A 24,117-nucleotide genomic window follows, 5' to 3' on the forward strand; every position below is an offset into this window, starting at 1 on the left:
CGACTGTTCCCCCGTCTTCGGGGCGTATTTTCGTTCCCGTTCCCGCGGCGTCTCGTCCGTCTATAGCCCGTACTAGAACGGGTTGTACCGATCGCGAGACGACCGTACGGTCCGGTGTACAGTGACTGTCAGTGGCTACTGTCGCTCCCGTTTCGCCGTTTCCGCCATCCGAGCCGACTGACGGCGCTCGGTCGTTCGCTCGTTCTCCGCACTCCTCGAGCGACGTGTCGATTCCGTCTCCCTGGTACGGTTCGAGTGCTGTTTGGGCCCGAACTGAAAGCGGGATCGTCATCTCTATTTAGTTGAATAGTACCTCAATCAATATCTGATCTATCCTTTCAAACAGGATATATAGCGCTCTATTGACTCTATAGATCAGGACCGCAACTATTACTTGAATAAATTTTCAACTGTCTACCGATGACACACGCGACGGGTCGATTACAACGGTATCTCGAGGACGAACTCGAGGCGTGTCGCGACGAGGACGTCGATCGACGGCTCGAGGAGCTCGAGGCGCTCGGGGCGGCGATCGGAGCGGATCGAGTGACTGCCGAACTCGACGTGCTCTCGGCGCTGGCCAACGAGACGCGGTACACGCTCGTCCGCGTTCTCGTCGCGGCCGAGGCGGAGCTCTGCGTCTGCGAGCTACGGGCGGTCGTCGACGTGACCGAGAGCGGGCTCAGCCACGCGCTTTCCCAACTCGTCGACGCGGGACTCGTCGACGGCCGGAAGGACGGTCGCTGGAAGAAGTATCGAGCGACGAACCGGGCGGTGGCTCTCGTGACCGTCCTCGAGGGAAGCGTGGGAGATGAGTAACGCGGCCCACGAGCACGGTCCGGACTGCGGCTGTGAGAGTTGCGGCGATCCGCGGTCGATGGATTTCCTGGACAAGTATCTGACCGTGTGGATCTTCGCGGCGATGGCCGTCGGCGTCGGACTCGGCTCCGTCGCACCGTCGGTGACCGAACCGATCCGGGAGTTTCACCTCGTGGAGATCGGGCTCGTGGCGATGATGTACCCGCCGCTGGCGAAGGCGAACTACTCGCGGCTCCCGACGGTCTTTCGCAACTGGCGGGTGCTCGGTCTGAGCCTCGTCCAGAACTGGCTCATCGGCCCGACCCTGATGTTCGGGCTGGCGGTCGTCTTCTTCGGCGGGCTCGTGCCCGGCCTGCCGGCCCGTCCCGAGTACTTTCTCGGTCTCGTCTTCATCGGGATGGCCCGCTGTATCGCGATGGTGCTCGTCTGGAACGAACTCGCGGAGGGGTCGACCGAGTACGTGACCGGACTGGTCGCGTTCAACAGCCTCTTCCAGATCGTCACCTACGGCGTCTACGTCTGGTTCTTCGGACTCTTCTTGCCCCCGCTACTGGGCATGGAGACGCTCGTCGCCGGGATCACGACGTTCGACGTCTCGCCCGTGCAGGTGTTCGAGGCCATCGTGATCTTCCTCGGGATTCCCTTCGCCGGCGGCTTTCTCACGCGGTACGTCGGAACCCGGGCCAGAAGCGAGGAGTGGTACGACGAGTCGTTCGTGCCGAGGATCGATCCGCTGACGCTCGTCGCGCTCCTGTTTACCATCGTCGTGATGTTCGCCACGCAGGGCGAGACGATCGTCGCCGCACCGGGCGACGTCCTCCTGATCGCCGTCCCGCTGACGATTTACTTCGTCGTCATGTTCTTCGTGAGCTTCGGCATGGGTCGCGGGATCGGTGCCGACTACTCGACGACGACCGCGATCGGTTTCACGGCAGCCTCGAACAACTTCGAACTCGCGATCGCCGTCGCCGTGGCGGTGTTCGGCGTCGGCTCCGGCGTCGCCTTCGCGACCGTCGTCGGCCCGCTCATCGAAGTTCCGGTGTTACTCGCGCTGGTCAACGTCGCGCTGTACTTCCAGCGCCGGTTCGACTGGAGCGGGGCCGATATCGGCGGTCTCGAGACGACGACTACGGCTGAATCGCCGAGTGACGACTAATCGCACGAAAATCCACGACCATGTCCACCAACGCCACGTCCGACCCGATCCGTATCGCCTTCATGTGCGTCCAGAACGCCGGCCGCTCCCAGATGTCGACCGCGTTCGCGGAACGCGAACGCGCCCGGCGCGACCTCGAGGAGCGCGTCGAAATCCTGACCGGCGGTACCCACCCCGCCGACGAGGTCCACGAGGAGGTGATCGAAGTGATGGCCGATGCCGGCTTCAACCTCGCCGACCGAACGCCCCGCGAGATCACGATCGACGAGCTTCGGTCGTGTGACTACGTCGCGACGATGGGTTGTTCGACGCTCGAGGTCGGTGACGTCGGCACGGACGTGGCGATCCGCGACTGGGCGCTCGACGATCCCGACGGACGCGACCTCGAGCGGGTGCGCGAGATCCGCGACGAGATCGAGCGGCGGGTCGTCGCGCTGTTCGACGAGTTCAGCGATCCCGCGTGACTCGAGACTCCCGCTTTATTGTTCAGATCGGCACGTCGTCGTCGAACGACGGCCCGCGTCTCACGAGCTCGTGTGCGGCGACGAGGATCACGACGGCGAGGACGATCAGCGCGCCGTCGACGATCGACGAGAGGAACCCGAGCGAGACGATCAGCGTCGTCGCACAGGCGGGCGGGTGGACCGTCTCGGTCGCGAGCATGCCCCCCGAGGTGAGCACGACGGCGATCACGCCGCTGGCGACGAATCGGAGCTGTGCGGTCGCGAGGGCCGGTGCGGCCGTGGTCACGCTCACGCCGAGATCCGGTGCGAGCGCGTGATACGCGACCAGCCCGGCCGCGACGCCGATACAGTGTCCGCCGATCACCCGTCGAGGCGCGGTCACCTCCCCCTCTCGAACCGTCGCTAACAGGAACGCGGAGGGCCCGAGGCTCGGAAAAATGAACGCCTGTCCGGTCACCCAGGCCAGTAGCCCCGGGACCGCGAGCAGAACGCCGACGTACAGGGTCGAAAACGCCGCGCCTTCCCTCATGGGCGGTGCTTGTCAGTGCAAACGGATAGACGTTCACTTTCTGTCGGTTCTACCTCTCAGAACTGACGCTTTGAACACAATCGAGACATTCGAGACATCCGTCGGAGCGGGACCGATGCGCTCGAGCGGGGAGTGAGCCGATGACGGATTTCGGACAGGCCGAAAACGTAACGGCACCGCGCTTCGGAAGAACGGTCGTGACGCTCGCTGGTGCCATCGGGACGGCGCCGGATCTGCTCCGACTCCTCGCCGTTCCCGTCTTCGCCTGGACCGCCTACCGCGATATCGAGACCAGACGCGTCTCGAGTACCGTCTGGATCCCCCTCTCCCTGCTCGGCGCCGCGCTGCTCGGCTGGGACGGCTGGCTCGCCTGGAGCGCCGGCGGAGACGCCTGGACCTACGAGTTCCTGATTCCGACGGCGATCAGCCTGGGACTGGTCGTCCCGATCGCTTACCTGTTCTGGTGGTTCGGCGGCTTCGGCGGGGCCGACGCGAAAGCGCTGCTCGTGTTGGCCGTTCTCTTTCCGACTTTTCCCGAGTACGCGCTCGGTTCGTGGTCGTTCCCGCTCGCCGAGACGACTGCCGTCGGCACGTTCTCGTTTACGATCCTGACGAACGCGGTGCTGGTTGGAATCGCACTGCCGGTCGCGCTGGCGATCCGCAACGCCGCCGCGGGTCGGATCGCGCCGGTCATGTTCGTCGGCTGGCCCGTCTCCCGGGACCGGATTCCGGAGACCCACGGCCGCCTGCTCGAGACGCCGTCGGGGCTCTCTCGAGGCGGCCTCGATCTCGACGCGCTCCGGATGTACCTCCGCTGGCGAGGGCTCTCGTTGGCCGATTTGCGCGATGACCCCGAGCGGTACCGAGATCCGGCGACGCTGCCCGCCGAGCCGAATCCGCCGACCGACGGTGCGGTGACTGCAAGCGTCCAGCCCCGCGGCGACGGTGGGACGCTCGAGTCGAAGGCCGCCGACGCGGTCCCCGAAGCCGTGGCGGACTCGGACGCGCCCGGGTACGACGATCCGTGGGGTGCCGACGCCTTCCTCGAAGACATCGACGGCTCGGCGTACGGAACGACGCCGGAGACGCTCCGTGAGGGCCTCGAGGTGCTCGCGACGGAAGAGACGGTCTGGATCTCGCCGGGAACGCCGTTTCTCGTCCCGGTGTTCGCCGGGCTGGTGATCGCGCTGGTCTACGGCGACCTACTGCTGGGAACGTTGTTCTGACTGCACTGGGGCCGTTCGTTCTGTATTCGAAGCTACCGACAAAACTCACGATAGAGAGAGGAGCAACGCATCACTTCAGACCAGCCAACCGGCATGCGGCGGCGCGCGCTGAGTCGCGGTGAGTCGAAGACGAATCGCGACTCGAAACTGTGCGAGGGATGAGGGAGGGAGCAGAGCGACCGAACGAATCGGCTGGGGAGGGCGTGGCGATTCCGTGTAGCCACGATAGCAGGACACTTCGTTCACCGTATTTCCATCAGAACCCTCTGTTTCATTCACGAACTCAAGTACCATGAACCGTCTACAACGTTCGCTCGTAGAGCGGGACCAGGACCGTCCAGAAGAGGACGAACGCGACGCCGACGCCGATCAACGCCAGCCACGGATCGCCCCTGCCGGTCGGCACGCCACTCGAGAGGAGGACGAACGTGCCGGCGAACAGCAGACAGCAGACGAGGACGCTGCCGAGCTCGAGAGCTGTGGCGACCGGGTGGGCGCGCAACTGGGCGACGATGCCGGCGAGGGTCATACCCGAGGCTCACGCGCGGACGGTAAAAACGTCACGGCGACCTCGACGATGGCGACGTGACCGACTCGACGACGGCGTTCGCTCGAGTCAGGCTCGAGACTCGATCTCGTCGGCGATCTCGTCGAGTTCGTCGTCTGCGAGATCGGCCGGGCCGCCGAACATGGCGTGAATGGGGCCGCCGCCGTCGCCATCGAAGCGCGGGACGATGTGACAGTGGACGTGTGGAACCTCCTGTCCGGCCTCCTCGCCGTTGTTGAACGCGACGGTGGTCGCGTCGGCGTCGACGCTCTCCTCGACGGCGGGGACCATACGATGGATCGTCGCGTAGAGATCCGTGGCGATGTCTTCTGGGACGTCGTTCAGCCGCTCGTACTCGTCTTTGGGGATCACCAGCGTGTGCCCCGGTGCCAGCGGGTTGGCGTCGAGGAAGGCGATGGTCGTATCGTCCTCGTACACGATTCGTGCGGGAATGTCTCCCTCCACGATCTGGCTGAAGATCGTACTCATGCTCGAGTGTGTGTCGGCTCATCGTAAGAAGGTTACCCGACCCCTCGTCCCGGCGGCCGCGTGACCAGGGTCACTCGGTCAGCAGCGCCCGGGTCCGACGGTGGCGATACCACAGCGTGACCGCGAGCGACGGCGTCGCCAGCGGAAGATCACCGACGCCCGGCAGCCGGCAGTTCACCCGATCGTGGATCACGGTTTTCCCGTCCAGCGCCGCGAACCGGTGCGTATGCCGCCACCGTTCGAAGGGCCCTCGATCACCGACCTGTTCGTCGACGAAGGACGCCCGCTCCTCGCCCGGCTCGTGTTCGGTGATCCGAACCACCCACTCGCCGGCCGGAAGCGCCTCGAGCAGCGGCGATCGGAGGTGGATCTCGGTTCCCACCTCGTAGCCGTCCGGATCCCGCTGGCCGTCGGGGCCGACGACGCGAGGCACTTGCAGCCCCATCCAGTCGGGCGTCAGGACTTCCAGTTCCTCGACGCCGTCGTAAAAATCCTAGACCGTCTCGAAGTCGGCATCGACCACTGACGTCCGCTGATACGTCGGCATACCGAACGTCCGCGTTCGAGACTTAAATTATGGCATATGGGCCGTGAACGTCTAATCGACTCGAGAACTTCGACGGTCCGAACGGCCGAGCTCCCTTATGGGTCGGCGGTACACAGTCCGTCGAGCGTTTCGCCGATCGCCTCGAGGTACCCCTCGGGCTCGTAGCCCAACCGGCCGATCCAGACGTCCTGATACGAAGGATGCAGAATCGGGACGAGCCACACGTCGAGACGCTCGCACCGCACCGGCTCGAGCACGCTGTCGAGAAAGCCCTCGAGCGTCCGACCTTCGGCCGCTAACACGGTCTTCGTCGCGTGTTTTCCCGTCGCGAGCACGACCGTCGGATCGACCGCCTCGAGTTCGGTTAGCAGATGAGCCCGGCAGTTCGCGCGCTCCTCGGGGGTGGGTTCGCGATTACTTGACGGATCGTCGGAATCGGCGGGAAAACACTTCACCGCGTTCGTGTAATAGGCGTCGCCGTAGCCGATCCGTTCGATCATCCGGCGGACTCGTCGGCCAGAGTGGCGCGACGTATACGCTCTGCCGGTCCAGTTGCCGCCCCGCCAGCGGTCGGCGTCGGGGTTGCCATAGCCCGGCGCTTCGCCGATGACGACCACATCGGCCTCGAGCGGGCCGGTTCCCCACGAGATGCACTCGCGGCTCTCGGTGAGGTCCGGACAGCGCGCGCAGTCGGGCTCGAGAACGTTGCGATCGCTCGGATAGGCCGGTGATTCTGCGGTCGCCGAATCGGGCTCGGAGTCGGGTCCAGCGTCGGCATCGGGGTCGGTCGCGGGCACGCCCGAGAATACGTCCGAGGCGGTATATGCGAGTCGGTCCGCGCCATCCCGACGCCGGTCGAGTCGCGTCGCGCGCGAGGGGACAGATTTACCTTGAGCGGGTGGGTAGAAGAGTGCTAATGCCAACGCTCGAACCGGAACTACTCGTGGAATCACTCACGCTGGTCGTCTACACCGTCGTCGCCGGTGTGTTGACGGTCGGCGGCGTCCTCGTCGAACAGGCGAGTCTCCAGCACCTCGGGGGCGGCGAGGCGATGATCGCGATGTGGATGGCGCTCCTCGGCGGCGTCATGCTCTACGCGGGCGTCTATGGGCTGGGCTATCAGAAGGTTCTCTCGAAGTACGTCTGAGTAGCTATTGACGACGTTCGGTTTCTCGGAGTGCCGGTGACGCGAGCGACCTGCAATATCGATTCCTCTTTACTGCCGGAAGCGATTAGGTCCGGTATGAGCAGGTTCGACGAGGTCGACGACCAGTACGACCCACACGAACTCGAGCAGCGGGTCTTCAAGTACTGGGACGACGTCGACGCCTACGAGCGGACGGTCGAGCACCGAGCGGACGGCGAGTCCTATTTCTTCGTCGACGGCCCGCCGTACACGTCGGGATCGGCGCACATGGGGACCACCTGGAACAAGTCGCTGAAGGACGTCTACATCCGCTTCCTGCGAATGCAGGGGTACGACGTCACCGATCGGCCGGGCTACGACATGCACGGGCTTCCCATCGAGACCCGCGTCGAGGAGCGACTGGGCTTCGAGAACAAGCAAGACATCGAGGAGTTCGGCGAGGAGAACTTCATTCAGGAATGTAAGGACTACGCCGACGAACAGCTCGAGGGCCTCCAATCGGACTTCCAGGACTTCGGCGTCTGGATGGACTGGGACGATCCCTACCGAACGGTCGAACCGGAGTACATGGAGGCGGCCTGGTGGGGCTTTTCGAACGCCGCCGATCGCGGCTTAGTCGAGAAGGGCCACCGCTCCATCTCGCAGTGCCCGCGCTGTGAGACCGCCATCGCGAACAACGAGGTCGAGTACGAGGACGTCGAGGACCCCTCGATCTACGTCAAGTTCGACCTCGCCGAGCGCGAGGGCTCGCTCGTCATCTGGACGACGACCCCGTGGACGATCCCGGCGAACACTTTCGTCGCGGTCGACGAGGACGGCGATTACGTCGGCGTTCGCGCCGAAAAGGACGGCGAGGAGGAACTGCTCTACCTCGCCGAGGCGAAACACGAGGAGGTCCTGCGGGAGGGGCGCTACGACGACTACGAGGTCGTCGAGGAGCGCTCCGGCGAGGACCTGCTCGGCTGGGCCTACGAGCAGCCGCTCAGCGAGGAGGTGCCCGATCACCCGGACCACGAGGGTGCGCTCGAGGTCTACGCGGCCGACTACGTCGACACCGACGGCGACGGCACCGGGCTGGTTCACTCCGCGCCCGGCCACGGTGAGGTGGACTTCGAGCGCGGTCGCGAACTCGGCTTCCCCATCTTCTGTCCCGTCGGCGGCGACGGCGTTTACACCGCGGAAGCGGGCAAGTACGAGGGGCAGTTCGTCAAGGACGCGGACGACGAGATCACGGCCGACCTCGAGGACGAGGGCGCGCTGCTCGCCTCCGGAACCGTCCATCACAGTTACGGCCACTGCTGGCGGTGTGATACGGGGATCCTCCAGATCGTCACCGACCAGTGGTTCATCACGATCACCGACATCAAAGACGATCTCCTCGACAACATCGAGGACAGCGAGTGGCACCCCGAGTGGGCCCGCGACAATCGCTTCCGCGACTTCGTCGAGGAGGCACCGGACTGGAACGTCTCCCGCCAGCGCTACTGGGGTATTCCCCTCCCGATCTGGACCCCAGAGGATCGGGACGACGACGAAGACCGGATCGTCATCAGCGACCGCGAGGAACTCGCCGAGCGCGTCGATCAGGACGTCGACCCCGAAGCGGTCGACCTTCACAAGGACATCGTGGACGACCTGACGATCACCGACGGTGACACCACTTACACTCGCGTTCCCGACGTGTTCGACGTCTGGCTCGACTCCTCCGTCGCCTCCTGGGGGACGCTGAACTACCCCGCCGACGACAGCCGGTTCGACGAGCTGTGGCCCGCCGACCTCATCCTCGAGGCCCACGACCAGACCCGCGGTTGGTTCTGGTCCCAGCTCGGGATGGGCACCGCCGCGCTCGGCGAGAGCCCGTATCAGGAGGTCCTGATGCACGGCCACGCGCTCATGCCCGACGGCCGCGCGATGAGCAAGTCCAAGGACATCCTGGTCGACCCCCACGAGGCGATCGATCGCCACGGTCGGGATACCATGCGGCTATTCCTCCTGTCGAACAACCCGCAGGGCGAGGACATGCGCTTCGACTGGGACGGGATGCAGACGATGGAGAATCACCTCCGGACGCTGTGGAACGTCTTCCGGTTCCCGCTGCCGTACATGCGCCTCGACGAGTTCGAGCCCGGCGTTGCGACGGAGTCGCAACGAGGCGAAGGCGGCGAAGCCGCCGAAGCGACCACGCTGGAAGACGTGGACGAAGATCTCGAGCTGATCGACGAGTGGGTGCTCGCCCGGCTGCAGTCCACCAAAGCCGAGATGACCGAACACTTCGAGGAGTTCCGGCAGGACAAGGCGGTCGACGCCCTGCTCGAGTTCGTCGTCGAGGACGTCTCGCGCTTTTACGTGCAGGCGGTCCGGGAACGGATGTGGGACGAAGCGGACAGCGGCTCGAAGACGGCCGCCTACGCGACGATCTATCAGGTGCTCCGGGAGAGCGTCGCCCTGCTCGCGCCGTACGCGCCCTTTATCAGCGAGGAGATTTACGGGACGCTCACCGGCGACGAGGGCCATCCCACGGTCCACATGGAGGACTGGCCCGCGGTCGACGAGCACTGGCAAGACGCGCAACTCGAGGAAGACGTTGCCCTCCTCCGCGCGATCGAGGAGGCCGGCGCGAACGCCCGTCAGCAGGCCGGCCGCAAACTGCGCTGGCCCGTGCCGCGCGTCGTCGTCGCCGCGGACGACCAGCGGGTCGTCGACGCCGTCGAGCGTCATACCGGACTGCTCGAGGACCGGCTCAACGCCCGAGAGATCGAACTCGTCTCGCCCGAAGAGCGCTGGGGCGAACTGAACTACAGCGCCGAGGCCGACATGAGTAAACTCGGCCCGGCCTTCGGCGACCGCGCCGGGCGGGTCATGAACGCGCTCAACGAGGCTCGCATCGACGAGCCGAGCCTCGAGGCGATCGACGACGCCGTCGCGGACGCGCTGGAGGCGGGCGAGGAGATCACCGACGAGATGGTTTCGTTCGTCACGCAGACGCCCGACGGCGTCGCCGGCACCGCGTTCAGCACCGACGGCGACGACCGCGGCGTCGCCTACGTCGACGCCTCGCTGACCGACGACATCGAGAGCGAGGGCTACGCCCGCGAGGTCATCCGCCGCGTCCAGGAGATGCGCAAGGATCTCGATCTCGACGTCGAAGAGCGGATCGCGCTGGATCTCGAGATCGACGACGACCGCGTCGCAGACCTCGTGGCAGAGCACGAGGACCTGATCGACGAGGAGGTTCGCGCGGACGAGCGCCGACCGGTCGAGGACGGCCACCGCAAGGAGTGGGACGTGGAAGGCGTGACGATGGAAATCGCGCTCGAGCCGCTGGCGGCGGCTGAAGTCTCCGATTAGAACTGCCGAGCGGTGCGAGGACTGAGCGAAGCGAAGTCCTCGGAAGCGAACGTGCGCGAAGCGCCCGTGAGCAGCGAGGCAGCTTTTTGGTCCAGGTTTTTCGAGGAGTGGTGAGCGTAGCGAACCCGACGAGAAAAAGGTGGATGTCCGAGATCGCGCTCGAGCCGCTGGCAGCCGCGGAAGCGTCGGATTAGCGTCCGCCTCGCTGGTTCTTCCGTCCGCGTTCGTTCTCGTTTACGTCTGACTCTCCGCAACGTGACAGTATCGCTGCCATAAACGTCTTGAGCGCTGACTGACCAGCAACGGGTAGTGAAATCTCGGCTCACCGTCCTCGTGTTGGTCGTCTTACTCGCCGGAAGTCTTCCGGCCGGTGTCGGTGCGCTCGAGCCGGCACGAACCGCGGACTCCGGGGCGACGTCTGGGTTCGATGTTGGTCCCAGCGAGTCGCTGGTCTCGGCCGGGACGAGCGCCGGATCGGTGGCCGCGACGGCCGGCTCGGAGGACGTCCTCCATCGGACGACCGTCCTTCGGCACCGTCCGGCGGAGTCCGACCTGTTCGAGGCGGAGACGACGTTTGACGTCCCCGATCCCGTCACGAAACTCGAGATCACGCTCCAGCCCGAGGCGACCGTCGAGTCGACGACGGGGTTCGAACGGACCGGCGAGCGGACCTTCGAGTGGACCGAGTCGACCGACGAGCCGACGATTCAGTACACGATGCCGGCGGATCGGCGAGGGGACGAGGGGACCGTCGGCTCGTCGAGCGACGGCTACACGTTCGTCGACACCGGCGACTGGGGGGTGGTTCAGGTGCCCGACGTTTCGATCCGGTACAGCCGGACGGATCCGGTCGGCATCGAAAAGTCGGTGCGCGTCGACGGGCCGGGTGCGACCGGCGGCGACATCGCGTTCTTCGGGGAGGTACGAGAGCACCGGCGGACCGTCGACGGGGAGACGTTCAGGCTGGTCGTTCCCGAGGCCGCGACCCTCGAGGAGTCGCCGAAGGCGGTCCTGTCGGCGCTGACGGAGGCCAGCGGCCGACTCGACGTCGGGATGCGAAGCGACGAGGTGTTCGTCGTCGCGGTCCCGAACGACGTCGACTGGGGGCCGCCGGGGCTCAAGTACGGTCGATCTGACGCGTGGGTCGTCGCCGACGAACGTCTCGAGAAGTCGAACCCCGTCTGGTTCCACGAGTACGTTCACGTTCGCCAACGCTTCTCCAATTCGAACGCCGACACCGCCGCCGAAGCGGAGTGGCTGGTCGAGGCCCAGGCCGACTACTACGCTGGCTTGCTCGCCCTCGAGACCGGGCGGACCGACTTCGGGGACTTCAGCGACCTCCTCGAGCGAGGGGAGCGATCACGGTACGCCGACGGGGTACTGGTCGATCGGTCGACGTGGGACGACCCGGACACCGACTACGCGAAGGGGGCGCTCGTCTACGGCGAGATCGACCGCCGACTGCGGCTCGCGACCGACGGCGATCGCACGCTCGAGGACGTCTTCCGCGCGCTGAACGCCCGGGAGGGAGAGATCACCGAGGCGGACTTCCTCGGCCTGCTCGAGGAGTACGGCGGAACGGACGTTCGGACCGCCGCCGAGCGCTACACGCGGACCGAGGCGACCCCCGAGATGTGGAGCCGGAGCCAGCACGGGGCGGCTTTCGACCAGCCGGTCGCGGCCTTCGAGTACGGGCTGGGAACCGAGCCGATCGAAGTGGGAGACCGGGAGTGGCCGCGCTGGAAACCGTCGACGATCGATTCGATCAGCGGCGAGAACGGCGACGTGATCGCGGTTCCAGTCGGTGAGCCCGTGTCGATCCCGGTCACGGTCGAGAACGTCGGCGATCGCGACGGGACCTACGACGCGACCCTGCAGGTCGACGGCCGAGTGGCCGACCACGAGCAGGGGACGCTCGCGTCCGGCGAGGCGACGAGCCACCGCCTCTCGTGGACGCCGTCGAAGCCCGGCGAGTACACGGTTCGCGTCGGCTCCGAGCGGCTGACCGCCGTCGTCCGGTCGAAGACGAGCGTGACCGTCTCCGACCTCCGTCTCTCGTCCGAGACGATCGATCCCGGCAAGTCGGTGACGGCGACCGCGACGGTCGAACCCGCCGACGACCGACCGGCGGCGGCCGTCATCGCGTTCCGGACCGCCGAGGGCGTCGTCGCCGAGCGCTCGGTGGCGCTCCGACCCGGCGAGTCGACGACGGTCGAGGCGGCCCTCCGGTTCGACGAGAGCGGGCGATACGAGATCGGCGTGGGCGAGCGGACCGTCACCGTTCGCGTCGGCGGCGGGCCGGCCGCCGCGCTCGATGAGGTCCCCGGTTTCGGCGTCCCGGCGGCCCTCGTCGTCCTCGTGGTGGCCGTTTCCGGGGCGTTGCTTGCCCGCCGTTGCTGATCGCGACGCGATCGCGGCCAAAGCTGCCGGATCCGTGTACGAAGTCTGATATGGACTGACTGGCATCCATCGTGTATGACCACACCTGATGATCTCGCGCTCCGCGCTATCGACGAACTCGATTCGGAAGTAGCGGTCGTCGATTCCGACGGTGTGATCGTGTACACGAACGCGGCGTGGCGAGCGTTCGCCACGGACGGCGGATTTACCGACGATCCCGCGATGATCGGAACGAATTACTTCGATGCCTGCGAGCCGAGTCGCGACGACGATTCGTACGCCGAGCAGGCGTACGAGGGGTTACGATCCCTCCTCGACGGTCGAAACGAACGGTTCCAACTGGAATACCCCTGCGCGACGACCGACGACTCGGTGTCGTGGTTCCTGTTCTGGGCGACCACGTTCGAGCGTGACGGGGACCGGTACGTCCTCGTGGAACATCTCGACATCTCCGATCGAAAGCGGGTCGAACGAGAACTCGAGCGGCGCAACGAGCGCCTCTCGACGGTATCGAACGTTCTCTCACACGACCTCCGAAACCCGCTGACGCTCGCGCTCGGGTACGCGGAGGAACTCATGGAAGATCCGTCACCGGAACGGGTCGCGGAGGTTCGCTCTGCGCTCGATCGGATGACGGCTATCATCGATGACGCAGTGACGCTCTCGAAACAGGAACTCGACGACGTCGAGGTCGTCGATCTTCACGGCGTCGTCGACGACGTCTGGGCCGTCATCGAGACCAAGAACGCGACCGTCGAACGCGGCGGGACGCTCGCCTTCGAGGCCGACCGAAGTATTCTCTCGAGTATCCTGCAAAACCTCTTTCGCAACGCGATCGAACACGGCGGCGACGAGGTCACCATCGGCGTCGGCTCCCTCGAGGACCGACGCGGTTTCTACGTCGAAGACGACGGGCCCGGGGTTCCGCCACCGTTACGCGAAACGATCTTCGAAGCCGGTTACTCGTCGCTTTCGACCGACGAGAACAGCGGACTCGGGTTGTCCATCGTCGAAAACGCAGTCGCCGTCCACGACTGGAAAATATCCGTGACCGAGTCCGCGTCACACGGCGCTCGATTCGAGATCGAGCTCTAGTCCCCCAGCGCTGTTCACACCGATCGTCCGTCTGCCGGACGATCGGCCGCGTACTGAGCGGGAGTACCGAAGACGGTCAGGGGGCTGGAAGACGCTCTCGGGAGACACGACCGAGTCGGGAATGACGAACGGTCAGGTTGGCGACGCGACTCCCTCCGATCAGTCGTCCCTATCGATACCGAGCGACGCCACGCTGGACGGTTACGCCTCGAGGTCGACGCGGAACTGACACGCGTCGGCACCGTCGTCGGCGCAGGCCGTTTCCGCGACGGTCGCGTCGGCGTCGAACGCGGCGACGATCCCCTCGAGAATTCCGTGGGCGAGGCCGCAGTATCGGGTGTCGCGGCCCGGCTCGTACGTGACGATCGCAGCGTCGGACTCGCGGTGACAGGAGAGCGTCGGCAGCACGGTCCCCTCGGTGGCAGCGTCGACGTCGTCGGCCACCGCCCCGAGTGACTCGAGTAGCTCCGGCAGGTCCCAGTCGCGGCGGAAGTGAGCGCTGAACGTCGACAGCAGTTCCGGCGCGAGGGTCCGACCGAAGTCGCGTTCGATCGCGCGCCTGTCCTGGGTGGCCATCGCCGACAGGGTCTCGAGGACGGCGTCGATCTCGCCGTCGTCGTAGTGGGTGACGGGCAGGTACAGTTTCGGCTCGAGGCCGGCCCGTTCGACGATCGTGCCCCACGCGTCGTCGTCGGTCCGAGTGACGACGTACTCTTTGAGGGTTTTGTGGACGATTCCGTGCATCGAGTCAATTTAGTTCAGTATCCGCGGCGTCTCGTGTGGCCGAGCCGGTCTAGTGCCACGCGCTAACAACTATGGGACTGACCGGGGACTACTTAATCGTTTGCTTACAGGTGTCTCGCGAGGGTCGGTGCGACGGAGACGGTGTTGATCCCGCGCTCGATGGTGTCGGTGCCGTAGATCGCCTCGACGCCGGCCCGAGAGAGCTTCGTGACGGCGTTGCGGGCCAGCAGCGGGTGGACGCAAGTGACGAACACGCGCCCCACGTTTCGCTCCTGCAGGACGCCGACGGCCTCGCTCATCGTGGACCCCGTCGCGATGATGTCGTCGACGACGACGACGTCTCGGCCGGCCACGTCGACGTCGCTGGGGGATATTTCGACGTCGGTTCCGGAGTGGCGGGTCTTCTCGAAGTAGTCAGTTTCGCCCGCGCCGGCGGCGTCCCGGACCGTCTCGGCGAGTTCGATCGCGCCGGCGTCGGGGGAGAGAAAGACCGGTTCCGCGAGGTCGCCGGGCAACGGCTCGGCCAGTCGGCCCGCCGCGTCGACGGCCGTCGCCGTCGGCTCGAAGAACTCGCAGACGCCCGCCTCGTGCGGAGTGACGGTGAGCACTCGATCCGCACCGGTCGAAATCGAACGGGCGACCGCCCGCGCGGAGACGGGATGTCCCGGCTCGAAGGCTTCGTCCTGCCGAGCGTACCCCATGTACGGCAACACGGTGACGACCTCCTCGACGCCAGCCTCGCGAGCGGCGTCCTGTAACTGGAGTACCTCGAGGTGGGCGTCGCTCGAGACGGTCGAGGCGACGATCACCGCCCGGTCCGGGTCGGCGTCGGCCAGCCCCGGGACGGCAGCGAGCAGTTCGCCGTCGGGAAAGCGGTCGTATTCGACGGCGGCGAGCGGTTCCTCGAGCTCTCGAGCGAGCGCCGCGGCGAGAGCCTGCGACGCCGATCCGCTGACGATCATAGTCGGTGGGACAGGCCGGGGGGTAAACCAGTTTTCGTTCTCGGACCGAGAGAGTCGACTCGCACCGTTCGCGAACAACGCGTCGTCTCGATCTGCTGTGACGAACCGGACTCAACTACCCGTTCAATCACGCCTCGGCATCGTCGACCGTCGCATCGCCGTCGCCGCACGCGCCGCCGTCGGTGTCGCTCAGAATCTTCAGTTCGCCGTTTCGAGTGACCAGCGCGAAGACGTTGATGCAGTTCGGATCGTTCCACTTCGCCGGCGTGACCTGGGTCGGTTCCCCGCCGTCGAGCCGGAACATGATGTTGAACGCACCCGGCTCGGTCGACCAGTTCCGCTCGAGCTCCGCGCCGCTGTCGGCCGCGAGTTCGTGGGTCGACCAGTGTTCGGGATCGCCGCCGAACTCGACGATGACGTCGACCGTATGCGATTCGTCGTTTAGATTCTCGACGGAGATTTCCCCGAGGAGCGTGCCGCTCGGTCCGCCGGGTTCGTTTTCCGCCTCGCTTCCGTCTCCGTTTCCGCTCCCGTCCCCATCCCCGTTACCGTTCCCCGCGTCCTCGTCGCTGCCCGTGCAGCCGGCGACCGCACCCGTGAGTGCGGTGCCGGTCACGGCCAGTAGCCGTCGGCGTGGTAGTTCGCTCATGTATTCGCAGAGAATAATCCCGTATAGTTAAACGTCCGTCAGACATCGCGCCCGACCGGCTGTCTCAGCCGTACTCTCACCGATGTCGTCGGGACCCGAAATTCACTCTCGTTGTGGGATCGCAACCCCCGTCACGCCCCTGACACCGAGCGTTTGCGTCCGCCACTCCCCGCCGCTCCCGACGTGGGCCGTCCCTCCGGAACGCCCCACGCCCGCGAGGAAGTCCCCCTGCTCCGTGACGGCGTAGGTCGTCTCACCGTAGCAAAAACCGATCACTGAATCGGTCGGCCGATCGGAATCGCGCCACGCGTCGTCGTCGGGCGCGTACTCGTAGATCGTCTCGTCCGTGACCGCGTGCGCGCGGACGAGCCGGCCCGGCTCCGAGCGCGGATCGGCTCCGACGGTCTCGAACGCCCCCTCGAGGACCGCCATCCAGCCGTTGCCGAGCTTGTAGAGTCCGTCCGCGGTGGCGGCGAGCGGGACGCCGGCCGCCGAGACGTCGCGCACGTCGGTCAGTCCGGCGTGATCGAGTCCGCCGTCCTGAATGCGGTAGACGCCGTCCGCCGTCCCGACGAGATCACCGTCGATCGCTCGCACCGGCGCGACGGTCTCGTCCGCGAGCGCGGTCCACTCGCTCGAGTCCGCGGCCCGACACGCGACGCGACCGTCCGGATCGGCCGCCAGGAGGTCGCCGTCGTCGTCGTAGCTCACGGCGACCGCCGGGCCGAACCCCGTCCCGACGAACGTCTCCTCCTCGGCCGCGACCGACGCGCCGCCGGCGTCACCATCGTCACCGCCGCTGGGGTCCGTTCCGGCTCCGTCCTCGAGGGCGAGTACTCGGACGTCCTCGTCGGTCGCGATGGCGACCGCGTCCCGGCTCGCCGTCACGTCTCGAGCCGAACAGCGTTCACAGAGGCCGAATTCGCCGACGGTGTCGCCGGCGACGCGCACGCGAACGATGCCCATCGCACTCGCGACGTACGCGGTGACTGCCCCCGCGCGGTCGCCGTAGACGCGCTTTTCCTCGATCGAATCCATACGGGAACGTTGCGGGGGCGGGACGAAAACGTTCCGTCCTGGGCTGGCACAGGGGGCGACGGCGACCGCCGTATCGGCATCCGTTTGCGGAATCCCTTTGGGGGGTCCGGTCAGAGTACCACGTGATGCAAGTCTTCGGATCCAGCGGGACGCGGGGCGTCGCCAACCAGGAGTTGACGCCCGCGTTCGTCCTGCGCGTCGCGAAAGCGGCGGGGACGACCTGGGGTGACGGTCACGGTGGGGACCGGGTTGCCATCGCTCGCGACACCCGTCACACGGGGCGGATGCTGGCCGATGCGGCCGCCAGCGGGCTGGCGAGTACGGGGACCGACGTTGACCGCCTCGGGATCGTCCCCACGCCGGGGGCACAGGCCTACGCCGAACGCGAAGGGGTACCGGTCATGGTCATCACGGCTTCGCACAACCCGCCGCCGTACAACGGCGTCAAACTCGTCGGGAGCGACGGCGTCGAACTCTCGATCTCGGCCCTCGAGGATATCGAGGAGACGCTGCTCACGGAGTCGTTCGCCGTCGCCCCCTGGGACGAGACGGGGCGCGTCCGCGAGATCGACGGGGTCAGACGGGAGTACGTCGAGGGGTTGCTCGCGGCATCCGACCGGGAGCGGATCGCCGACGCTGACCTCACCGTCGCGCTCGATCCGGGCCACGGCGCGGGATCGCTGACCAGCCCCGAGTTCTTCCGGGAACTGGGCTGTCGCGTGGTCACCGTCAACGCCCAGCCCGACGGACACTTCCCCGGCCGCGACCCCGAGCCGGTTCCGGACAACCTCGCGGACCTCGGCCGACTCGTCCGCGCGACCGACGCCGACGTCGGCATCGCCCACGACGGCGACGCCGACCGCGCGATCTTCTTCGACGAGCACGGCGACTACGTCGAGGGCGACGCCACGCTCGCCGCGCTCGCCGCCGCCGAACTCGAGGCCGGCGATACCACCGTCTCCGCGGTCAACGTCTCCCAGCGACTGGTCGACGTGGTCACCCAGGTCGGGGCCGAACTCGAGTTGACCCCCATCGGCTCGACCAACATCATCACCCGCATCGAGGAACTCGAGGCCAACGGCGAGCGGGTGCCGGTCGCCGGCGAGGGCAACGGCGGCATTTTCTTCCCCGAATACCGGCTCTCGCGGGACGGGGCGTTCACCGCGGCGCGCTTCCTCGAGTTAGTCGCCGAGCGCCCGGTCAGCGAGATCGTCGCACCCTACGACGGCTACGTCAACGTCCGACGCAACGTCAAATACGAGTCGACGGCCGAGCGCGACGCGATGCTCGATGCGGCGGCCAACCACGCGCAGGCGTCCGACGCGGAACTCAACACTCGAGACGGCTACCGGCTGGATCACGGCGACGCGTGGGTGCTCGCCCGCCCCTCCGGGACCGAACCGCTCGTCCGGATCTACGCCGAGGCCCGCGAGGACGACCGCGCCGAGGAACTCGTCGACGACATGTACGAGGCGCTGGCCGATGCGAAAGCCGACGTCTGAACTCAGTTTCTACCGCCGCTCGTTCGCACGCCACGAACGCTTAGCGAAGGGGAGCTACGTCTCACTTCAGACCGGTCATCCGGCGTGCGGTGGCGCGCGCTGGGCCGCGGTGAATGCCAACGAACCGCGGCTCGATGCTGCGCGAGGGATGAGCGAGTGAGTCTTGCGAACGAGCGAATCGGCTGGGGAGGGCGTGGCGATCCCCTGTTGCCACGATAGCAGGACGCTTTCTCTCAACCGACCCTTCCAGAAACACCGTGCCTTTCACCTCTCACTCTCTCGAGGGGCTACGACTGTCCGTCACGGAACGATCGTCACCGGAATCTCCGCGCGCCGCGTGACCGCCTCCGCGACGCTGCCGAGCAGCATCCGCGAGACGCCGGCTTTCCCCTCGCTTCCCATGACGATCGCGTCGACGTCCGCCTCGTCGACGTACTCGAGGATGGCGTCCGCCACCCCCGATCCTTCGGCGACGGTCGTCTCGATCGCCCTGTCGTACTCGTCGGCGAGCGCCCGAACCTCGGCGAAGAAGTCGGGCTCGTCGTCCCCCGAGACGACGCTGCCGTAATCGGCCTCGAGGTCGTCGACCGCGAAAACGACCGTCACTCGATCGGCGGGAACCCACTCGAGGGCGTGCTCAAGGGCCGCCCGCGCCGGCGCGGAGTCGTCCATCGGGACGAGGACGTGTCTGCCCATGCGAGTGAAATCGGGCTCCGGCGGCTAAAGTGCGGGGCCAAAGGAACTGCGTCGCTCGGACCACGAGTCGATCGGACCGTCGCCGCTCAGACCGGATCGTCGGCCTCGAGCGCGTCCTCGAGTCGCTCGCGTTCGGCCCGTCGCTCCTCGAGTTCGTCCGCGACGCGACCGTCGGTCAGCCGTTCGCGTTCGGCTGGGTCGAGCCGGGCGACGGCCTGCGCCGCGGTCTGGAGGCGGTCGTAGTCGGCGTCGGTCGTGAGGAGCCGGACCTCGCGAAGGCTCGCGACCACGTCCTCGTCGGCGACGCGAGCGACGAAGGGGCGGTACTCCCGGACGCGCCGACGCAGCGTGCCGGCCGACTCCGGCGGCCAGTCGATCGTTAGCGGCTCGGCGTCGATGCCGTCGAGGTACGTCTGCTGGGTCGCGACGTTGCGCTTGAGTTCGTCCGCGCTGTCGACGTAGTGAGAGAGCTTCGATCGGGAGTAGTCCGCGTACTCGAGCAACTCGGGGATCGTGTACTCGCCGGCCCGATTCCCGCGGACGTACTCACGCAGGTCGTCTGGGGGCTGCTCGTAGTTCACGAACGGATACCACGCGCTCCGCTCGAGCAGGTCGAACACCTCGCGCGCGCTGGCCGCGAGCCGGTACTCCCGAACGGCCTCGCGGACGGCCTCGTTGTAGCGCTCGATCGGCTCCCGGAGCCGCTCGACCGGCGCGTCGAGATCGGCGGTCGCGAGCTCGAGCAGCCGCTCGCGCTCGCCGATCTCGTCGTCGAGCGCTCGCAGGCGTTTGTTCGCGGCTTTGCGAGCCTCGGCCAGTTCCTCGCTGGCGGCCTCGCGCTCCTCGAGCAGGTCGGCGTACTCGGCGGCCGGCGCGAGGGCCTCGCGAGCGCGCTCGAAGTCCGACTCGCTGAGCCGGCGCTTGTCGATCGCCTCGAGTGACTCCTCGAAGGCCTCGTACTCGACGAGGTCGTCGGAGAGATTCGAGACGAGTCCGTCGAACTTCCCCTCGAGTTCGATGTAGGCCTGGAAGTTCTCCTTGCCGGTGCCGGTCGCGCGGTCGACGTAGTCGTCCAGTAGTTTCGTCGCGTCGCGATAGGCCGCCGCGACTTCCTCGACGGTCTCCTCGCCGTGCTCCGCGATTCGCCGCTCGGCCGTTTCGAACCGCTGGCGGGCGGCCTCGAGTTGCTCGAGCGGTGTCGGTTCGTCGTCGGCGCGTCCGACGCCGTCGTTCGAGGAGGCGTCGGATGGAGGGGCGCGCTCGCTCATTTCACTCGTAGACGGCGTCGGGGTCGAACACTTGCTCGCCGACGTTCTCTCCCTCGACCGTCCGGTAGAAACACGACCGGTGGCCGGTGTGACACGCGCCGCCCTCCTGGTCGACCAGGTAGAGGAGCGTGTCGGCGTCGCAGTCGACTCGGACCTCCGCGACGTCCTGGACGTGACCGCTCGTCGCTCCTTTCTCCCAGAGCTCCTCCCGGCTCCGGGAGTAGTAGTGCGCTCGGCCGGTCTCGCGGGTCCGCTCGAGGGCCTCCGGTGAGACGTACGCGAGCATGAGCACCTCGCCGGAATCGGCGTCCTGTGCCACGGCGGGGACGAGTCCGTCCTCGCCGAAGTCGACCGAAACGTCGTCGTCCATACGCGCAATATCGTTCGTCCGAGCGATAGGTCTTTTGCCGCGAGGGGCTCGCGGATGGTACCGAAAAATCAAACGAATCGCTACGACCGGCCGTGCCAACTCCAGCGGCCGACGACGACCAGTGCGACGGCAAACAGCAGCAAGCCGAGCGTGATGGCGACCGTCGACGCCGCCGCAATGAGTCCCGGTGCCAGCATCAGTCCGACCACCACCAGCACCAATCCGAAGATCGAAACGAGGGAGAGTCCGATCCCCTCTCGAATCCCCCACCTCGTCTCCGCGGCGTCCTCGAGGGCGCTGTCGGTCGGCTGCTGTACGTGACTGTTCTCTGGAATTGGCATGGCGTTCCCCTCCTCCTAGAGAGAGGCTCCCGACGGAGATAAAGCGCGCTCACGAACGGACGGACTGTCCGATCAACGGGCGGTTCGCGGCCGCCGTTGCGGTTGCCGATAAACGGAACGCACCGCCCCTCGTCGGTAGATTCGATCGATCGAATCGTGCTGAAAACGAGCGCCGCGTCTGTACCGATTCGTCCGTTCGAGACCGCTCAGCTCTGGCCGTTCAGCGTGATGTCGCTGACGCCGATGACCCGGTCGTCTTGCTCGAGCTCCGCTTTCGCTTCGGTCGGAACATCGTTGTCGACGTTGTAGACGGTCAGCGCTTCGCCGCCGATGGTCTCGCGGGCGTTGAACATGCCGGCGATGTTGACGCCGTGTTTGCCCATCACGGAGCCGATGAGGCCGATGACGCCGGGCTCGTCGGTGTTTCGCGTGACGACCATCCGGCCGTGGGGGATCGCGTCGACGCGGTAGCCGTCGATGCGGACGATGCGCGGGTCGTCGCCGGCGAAGAGCGTCCCGTCGACCGAGACCTGATCGTCGTCGTTGCTGACGGTCACGGAGATCAGGCTCTGGAAGTCCTCGGCCTGTCGCGTCTTTGACTCGGTGACGTCGACGCCGCGGTCCTCGGCGATCTGGGGCGCGTTGACCGCGTTGACCTGCCACTCGAGGGGCTCGAAGACGCCCTTGAGCGCGCTCGCGGTGACGAACTCGACGTCTTCGCCCGCGATGTCGCCCTCGTAGACGACTTCCACGTCTTCGATGCGCCCCTCGAGCAACTGCGCGGCGACCTTGCCCGCGGTTTCGGCGAGTTCGATGTAGGGCTCGACGCGGGGGAACGCGCTCTCGTCGATCGACGGGGCGTTCAGCGCGTTCGCGACGGGCTCGCCGACCAGCGCGGCGTTGACCTGGGAGGCCGTCGAGGTCGCGACGTTTTCCTGTGCGGCCTCCGTCGAGGCGCCGAGGTGGGGCGTGACGATGATATCGTCGTGCTCGAGCAGCGGCGAATCCGCCGACAGGGGCTCCTCGGCGAAGACGTCGATCGCCGCGCCGGCGAGGGTTCCGTCCTCGACCTTGGCGGCTAACGCGTCCTCGTCGACGACGCCACCGCGGGCGCAGTTGACGAGGTAACCGTCGCCGAGTCGATCGAGTTCGGGCTCGCTGATCAGCCCCTCAGTCTCCGGCGTGAGCGGGGTGTGGACGGTCAGGACGTCGGCGCGCTCGAGGCACGGATCGAACTCGACGAGTTCGGCGCCGATGCGCTCGGCGCGCTCCTCGCTGATGTAGGGATCGTAGGCGACGACGTTCATTCCCAGCGAGTCGAGCTTCTTGGCGACCTCCTGGCCGACGCGGCCGAGGCCGACGACGCCGAGGGTCTTGCCGTCGAGTTCGGTCCCGAGGTAGTCGCTTTTCGCCCACTCGCCGTTTTTCAGGCGGATGTGGGCCTGCGGGATCGAGCGAGCGCTCGCGAACGTCATCGCGACGGTGTGTTCGGCGGCCGCGCGAACGTTCCCCTCCGGGGCGTTAGCGACGATAACGCCGTTGTCCGTCGCGGCGTCGATGTCGATGTTGTCGACGCCGATGCCGGCTCGGCCGACGATGGCGAGTTCCTCGGCGGCTGCGAGGACTTCTTCGGTGACCTCGGTTCCGGAGCGGACGATCAGTCCGTTCGCGTCCGAAACCGCCTCGAGGAGGTCGTCGCCCTCGAGTTCGTAGCCCGTCTCGACATCGTGGCCGGCGTCTCTGAGTACGTCCAGACCCGCGTCCGCGATCGGATCCGTGACGAGAACCTTCATGCGCGAGACAACCGCGTGGAGAACGTAAACCCTTCCGTTGTCGCGAGGGGTGGCAAAAATTGTCTCCAGTGGGGTGGGCATCGGCGGATCAGGTGATCGCCTCACGTTCCCTCGAAACCCGTGATGATCGCCGACGCCGGTCGAGGTCGGCGAGTAGAGTCGCCTCGACTCGAGCGCCCGACTCACCGTCGGACGGTCAGTAACTGTGGGAGGGCGGCCACGCCGGCCCCGATCGCGGCGAAGACGAGCGCAGTGCTGCCGACCGCCACGATCGCACCGAAGTCGGTCGCGGCGGCGATCGTTGCCATCTCCTGGTCGGTTCCCGATCCCTGTTCGGGCGTCCACTTGGCGAACACGGAGAGGGCTCCCGTCAGGACGACGTAGCTCGCGACCAACGAGCCGAGCGCGAGGCCGGCCTCTCGACGGCTCTCGAGGCGGACGTACCGGACGAGGAGATATCCGGCACTGAGCAGAACGACCGCCGGAATCAGTCCCGTCACGTACGGGGTGAGTCCAATCGAGAGGGTAGCGAATCCCTCCACCGGTTCGCCGTCCTGCAGAATCGTCACGCCGTGGTTCGCCAGCGATGCCAGACTCGCTACGTCCCAGTTGCTCGGTCCGGTATCGCCTCGCGAATACGCGCCCGTCGCACTGAAGGCCGAGATGAGCTGATAGAACGCGGCGAACATCACTCCGAACGCGCTCACACCCGCAACGGTTCCGCCTTTCCAGGGAGCCACGACTGCGACCGGTCGGCCGCCGTCGTCCGTCTCGCTCCGCTCGGTATCTCCGGATCGTTCGTCCCTCTCAGCGGCGTCACGCTCGGTCTCGAGGTCGGGCCCCGTGTCGTATTCGAACCGTCTCTCTGACGACATGTGCTCGGCAACGGAGACCGGTTGATAATAGGTTTCGATTATCCAACGTGTCGAAACGGATATCGACGCGAGACGAAACCTGAACTGGTTTATCCGGGGACCGACAACCGGG

General features: G+C 66.5%; 24 protein-coding genes. 9 read left to right on the plus strand and 15 right to left on the minus strand.

Annotation, left to right across the window (positions count from 1 at the left end; translation table 11 throughout):
* Positions 1–420: 420 nt before the first annotated feature.
* Genes AC0QDI_RS13400 through AC0QDI_RS13410 form a run of 3 tightly spaced genes read left to right on the plus strand, consistent with a single transcriptional unit; the run spans position 421 to position 2,439 of the window.
* Positions 421–819, plus strand: coding sequence for an ArsR/SmtB family transcription factor (locus tag AC0QDI_RS13400; protein WP_474668918.1), 399 nt, complete (start codon positions 421–423; stop codon positions 817–819).
* Positions 812–1,975, plus strand: coding sequence for an ACR3 family arsenite efflux transporter (gene arsB / locus AC0QDI_RS13405; RefSeq protein WP_474668920.1), 1,164 nt, complete (start codon positions 812–814; stop codon positions 1,973–1,975). Before AC0QDI_RS13400 ends, arsB begins: the two co-directional genes overlap by 8 nt.
* A gap of 20 nt (positions 1,976–1,995) precedes the next feature.
* A complete protein-coding gene (locus tag AC0QDI_RS13410; protein ID WP_474668922.1) occupies positions 1,996–2,439 on the plus strand; it encodes a low molecular weight phosphatase family protein in 444 nt (147 codons plus the stop codon).
* A gap of 22 nt (positions 2,440–2,461) precedes the next feature.
* Here the strand turns inward: AC0QDI_RS13410 and AC0QDI_RS13415 are convergent, their stop codons facing one another.
* Positions 2,462–2,968, minus strand: a complete 507-nt coding sequence (locus AC0QDI_RS13415; protein ID WP_474668923.1) for an HPP family protein — start codon at positions 2,966–2,968, stop codon at positions 2,462–2,464.
* Between the two features lie 197 nt (positions 2,969–3,165).
* Between AC0QDI_RS13415 and AC0QDI_RS13420 the strand changes: the two genes are divergently transcribed.
* Positions 3,166–4,194, plus strand: coding sequence for an A24 family peptidase C-terminal domain-containing protein (locus AC0QDI_RS13420; protein WP_474669242.1), 1,029 nt, complete (start codon positions 3,166–3,168; stop codon positions 4,192–4,194).
* 301 nt (positions 4,195–4,495) lie between these two features.
* Here AC0QDI_RS13420 and AC0QDI_RS13425 read toward each other — a convergent pair whose 3' ends face one another.
* From AC0QDI_RS13425 to AC0QDI_RS13440, 4 genes are all read right to left on the minus strand, one after another.
* Positions 4,496–4,723, minus strand: a complete 228-nt coding sequence (locus tag AC0QDI_RS13425; RefSeq protein ID WP_474668924.1) for a hypothetical protein — start codon at positions 4,721–4,723, stop codon at positions 4,496–4,498.
* An 87-nt stretch (positions 4,724–4,810) separates the two neighbouring features.
* Complete coding sequence (locus AC0QDI_RS13430) at positions 4,811–5,230, minus strand: HIT family protein (protein ID WP_474668926.1); 420 nt, start codon at positions 5,228–5,230, stop codon at positions 4,811–4,813.
* Positions 5,231–5,300: 70 nt separating this feature from the next.
* The gene (locus AC0QDI_RS13435) at positions 5,301–5,675 is read right to left on the minus strand and encodes an SRPBCC family protein (RefSeq protein ID WP_474668928.1); all 375 of its coding nucleotides are present in this window, start codon (positions 5,673–5,675) and stop codon (positions 5,301–5,303) included.
* Between the two features lie 197 nt (positions 5,676–5,872).
* Positions 5,873–6,574 carry a uracil-DNA glycosylase gene (locus tag AC0QDI_RS13440; protein ID WP_474668930.1) on the minus strand — a complete coding sequence of 234 codons (702 nt, stop codon included), beginning with the start codon at positions 6,572–6,574 and terminating at the stop codon, positions 5,873–5,875.
* A 119-nt stretch (positions 6,575–6,693) separates the two neighbouring features.
* Between AC0QDI_RS13440 and AC0QDI_RS13445 the strand changes: the two genes are divergently transcribed.
* From AC0QDI_RS13445 to AC0QDI_RS13460, 4 genes are all read left to right on the plus strand, one after another.
* Positions 6,694–6,924, plus strand: coding sequence for a DUF8151 family protein (locus AC0QDI_RS13445; RefSeq protein WP_474668932.1), 231 nt, complete (start codon positions 6,694–6,696; stop codon positions 6,922–6,924).
* A 96-nt stretch (positions 6,925–7,020) separates the two neighbouring features.
* On the plus strand, positions 7,021–10,272 hold the full coding sequence (gene ileS, locus AC0QDI_RS13450) for an isoleucine--tRNA ligase (protein WP_474668934.1): 3,252 nt from the start codon (positions 7,021–7,023) through the stop codon (positions 10,270–10,272).
* A 309-nt stretch (positions 10,273–10,581) separates the two neighbouring features.
* Positions 10,582–12,672 (plus strand): CARDB domain-containing protein, encoded by a 2,091-nt coding sequence (locus AC0QDI_RS13455; RefSeq protein ID WP_474668936.1) that lies wholly within the window; start codon positions 10,582–10,584, stop codon positions 12,670–12,672.
* 75 nt (positions 12,673–12,747) lie between these two features.
* Positions 12,748–13,767 (plus strand): sensor histidine kinase, encoded by a 1,020-nt coding sequence (locus tag AC0QDI_RS13460; RefSeq protein ID WP_474668938.1) that lies wholly within the window; start codon positions 12,748–12,750, stop codon positions 13,765–13,767.
* A 201-nt stretch (positions 13,768–13,968) separates the two neighbouring features.
* Here the strand turns inward: AC0QDI_RS13460 and AC0QDI_RS13465 are convergent, their stop codons facing one another.
* The 4 genes from AC0QDI_RS13465 to AC0QDI_RS13480 all read right to left on the minus strand — a co-directional run bounded on the left by AC0QDI_RS13465 (position 13,969) and on the right by AC0QDI_RS13480 (position 17,160).
* Positions 13,969–14,511, minus strand: a complete 543-nt coding sequence (locus AC0QDI_RS13465; RefSeq protein WP_474668940.1) for a heme NO-binding domain-containing protein — start codon at positions 14,509–14,511, stop codon at positions 13,969–13,971.
* Positions 14,512–14,615: 104 nt separating this feature from the next.
* Complete coding sequence (gene prs, locus AC0QDI_RS13470; RefSeq protein WP_474668942.1) at positions 14,616–15,473, minus strand: ribose-phosphate diphosphokinase; 858 nt, start codon at positions 15,471–15,473, stop codon at positions 14,616–14,618.
* Positions 15,474–15,600: 127 nt separating this feature from the next.
* Complete coding sequence (locus AC0QDI_RS13475) at positions 15,601–16,122, minus strand: hypothetical protein (protein ID WP_474668944.1); 522 nt, start codon at positions 16,120–16,122, stop codon at positions 15,601–15,603.
* Between the two features lie 102 nt (positions 16,123–16,224).
* A complete protein-coding gene (locus tag AC0QDI_RS13480) occupies positions 16,225–17,160 on the minus strand; it encodes an HVO_0234 family beta-propeller protein (protein ID WP_474668946.1) in 936 nt (311 codons plus the stop codon).
* 125 nt (positions 17,161–17,285) lie between these two features.
* On the opposite strand from AC0QDI_RS13480, the gene glmM reads away from it, so the two are divergent.
* Positions 17,286–18,662: a phosphoglucosamine mutase gene (gene glmM / locus AC0QDI_RS13485; RefSeq protein WP_474668948.1), complete on the plus strand. Its 1,377-nt coding sequence runs from the start codon at positions 17,286–17,288 to the stop codon at positions 18,660–18,662.
* A gap of 300 nt (positions 18,663–18,962) precedes the next feature.
* Here glmM and AC0QDI_RS13490 read toward each other — a convergent pair whose 3' ends face one another.
* From AC0QDI_RS13490 to AC0QDI_RS13515, 6 genes are all read right to left on the minus strand, one after another.
* Positions 18,963–19,358, minus strand: coding sequence for a universal stress protein (locus AC0QDI_RS13490; protein ID WP_474668950.1), 396 nt, complete (start codon positions 19,356–19,358; stop codon positions 18,963–18,965).
* A gap of 86 nt (positions 19,359–19,444) precedes the next feature.
* On the minus strand, positions 19,445–20,626 hold the full coding sequence (locus tag AC0QDI_RS13495; protein ID WP_474668952.1) for a DUF7118 family protein: 1,182 nt from the start codon (positions 20,624–20,626) through the stop codon (positions 19,445–19,447).
* A 1-nt stretch (position 20,627) separates the two neighbouring features.
* A complete protein-coding gene (hisI, locus tag AC0QDI_RS13500) occupies positions 20,628–20,996 on the minus strand; it encodes a phosphoribosyl-AMP cyclohydrolase (protein WP_474668954.1) in 369 nt (122 codons plus the stop codon).
* 80 nt (positions 20,997–21,076) lie between these two features.
* The gene (locus AC0QDI_RS13505; RefSeq protein ID WP_474668956.1) at positions 21,077–21,337 is read right to left on the minus strand and encodes a hypothetical protein; all 261 of its coding nucleotides are present in this window, start codon (positions 21,335–21,337) and stop codon (positions 21,077–21,079) included.
* Positions 21,338–21,543: 206 nt separating this feature from the next.
* Positions 21,544–23,130: a phosphoglycerate dehydrogenase gene (gene serA, locus AC0QDI_RS13510; RefSeq protein ID WP_474668958.1), complete on the minus strand. Its 1,587-nt coding sequence runs from the start codon at positions 23,128–23,130 to the stop codon at positions 21,544–21,546.
* A 182-nt stretch (positions 23,131–23,312) separates the two neighbouring features.
* Positions 23,313–24,005 (minus strand): DUF7978 family protein, encoded by a 693-nt coding sequence (locus tag AC0QDI_RS13515; protein WP_474668960.1) that lies wholly within the window; start codon positions 24,003–24,005, stop codon positions 23,313–23,315.
* Positions 24,006–24,117: the final 112 nt, after the last annotated feature.

It is taken from the genome of Natrinema sp. LJW11 (genome assembly GCF_056135975.1).

Coding starts and splice junctions, on each gene's coding strand:
- AC0QDI_RS13465 (WP_474668940.1), bottom strand. CDS start 14,511: ATGCACGGAATCGTCCACAAAACCCTCAAAGAGTACGTCGTCACTCGG.
- AC0QDI_RS13410 (WP_474668922.1), top strand. CDS start 1,996: ATGTCCACCAACGCCACGTCCGACCCGATCCGTATCGCCTTCATGTGC.
- AC0QDI_RS13460 (WP_474668938.1), top strand. CDS start 12,748: ATGACCACACCTGATGATCTCGCGCTCCGCGCTATCGACGAACTCGAT.
- prs (WP_474668942.1), bottom strand. CDS start 15,473: ATGATCGTCAGCGGATCGGCGTCGCAGGCTCTCGCCGCGGCGCTCGCT.
- AC0QDI_RS13415 (WP_474668923.1), bottom strand. CDS start 2,968: ATGAGGGAAGGCGCGGCGTTTTCGACCCTGTACGTCGGCGTTCTGCTC.
- glmM (WP_474668948.1), top strand. CDS start 17,286: ATGCAAGTCTTCGGATCCAGCGGGACGCGGGGCGTCGCCAACCAGGAG.
- AC0QDI_RS13515 (WP_474668960.1), bottom strand. CDS start 24,005: ATGTCGTCAGAGAGACGGTTCGAATACGACACGGGGCCCGACCTCGAG.
- AC0QDI_RS13475 (WP_474668944.1), bottom strand. CDS start 16,122: ATGAGCGAACTACCACGCCGACGGCTACTGGCCGTGACCGGCACCGCA.
- AC0QDI_RS13445 (WP_474668932.1), top strand. CDS start 6,694: ATGCCAACGCTCGAACCGGAACTACTCGTGGAATCACTCACGCTGGTC.
- AC0QDI_RS13480 (WP_474668946.1), bottom strand. CDS start 17,160: ATGGATTCGATCGAGGAAAAGCGCGTCTACGGCGACCGCGCGGGGGCA.
- ileS (WP_474668934.1), top strand. CDS start 7,021: ATGAGCAGGTTCGACGAGGTCGACGACCAGTACGACCCACACGAACTC.
- AC0QDI_RS13490 (WP_474668950.1), bottom strand. CDS start 19,358: ATGGGCAGACACGTCCTCGTCCCGATGGACGACTCCGCGCCGGCGCGG.
- AC0QDI_RS13430 (WP_474668926.1), bottom strand. CDS start 5,230: ATGAGTACGATCTTCAGCCAGATCGTGGAGGGAGACATTCCCGCACGA.
- arsB (WP_474668920.1), top strand. CDS start 812: ATGAGTAACGCGGCCCACGAGCACGGTCCGGACTGCGGCTGTGAGAGT.
- hisI (WP_474668954.1), bottom strand. CDS start 20,996: ATGGACGACGACGTTTCGGTCGACTTCGGCGAGGACGGACTCGTCCCC.
- AC0QDI_RS13400 (WP_474668918.1), top strand. CDS start 421: ATGACACACGCGACGGGTCGATTACAACGGTATCTCGAGGACGAACTC.
- AC0QDI_RS13495 (WP_474668952.1), bottom strand. CDS start 20,626: ATGAGCGAGCGCGCCCCTCCATCCGACGCCTCCTCGAACGACGGCGTC.
- AC0QDI_RS13425 (WP_474668924.1), bottom strand. CDS start 4,723: ATGACCCTCGCCGGCATCGTCGCCCAGTTGCGCGCCCACCCGGTCGCC.
- AC0QDI_RS13435 (WP_474668928.1), bottom strand. CDS start 5,675: ATGGGGCTGCAAGTGCCTCGCGTCGTCGGCCCCGACGGCCAGCGGGAT.
- serA (WP_474668958.1), bottom strand. CDS start 23,130: ATGAAGGTTCTCGTCACGGATCCGATCGCGGACGCGGGTCTGGACGTA.
- AC0QDI_RS13505 (WP_474668956.1), bottom strand. CDS start 21,337: ATGCCAATTCCAGAGAACAGTCACGTACAGCAGCCGACCGACAGCGCC.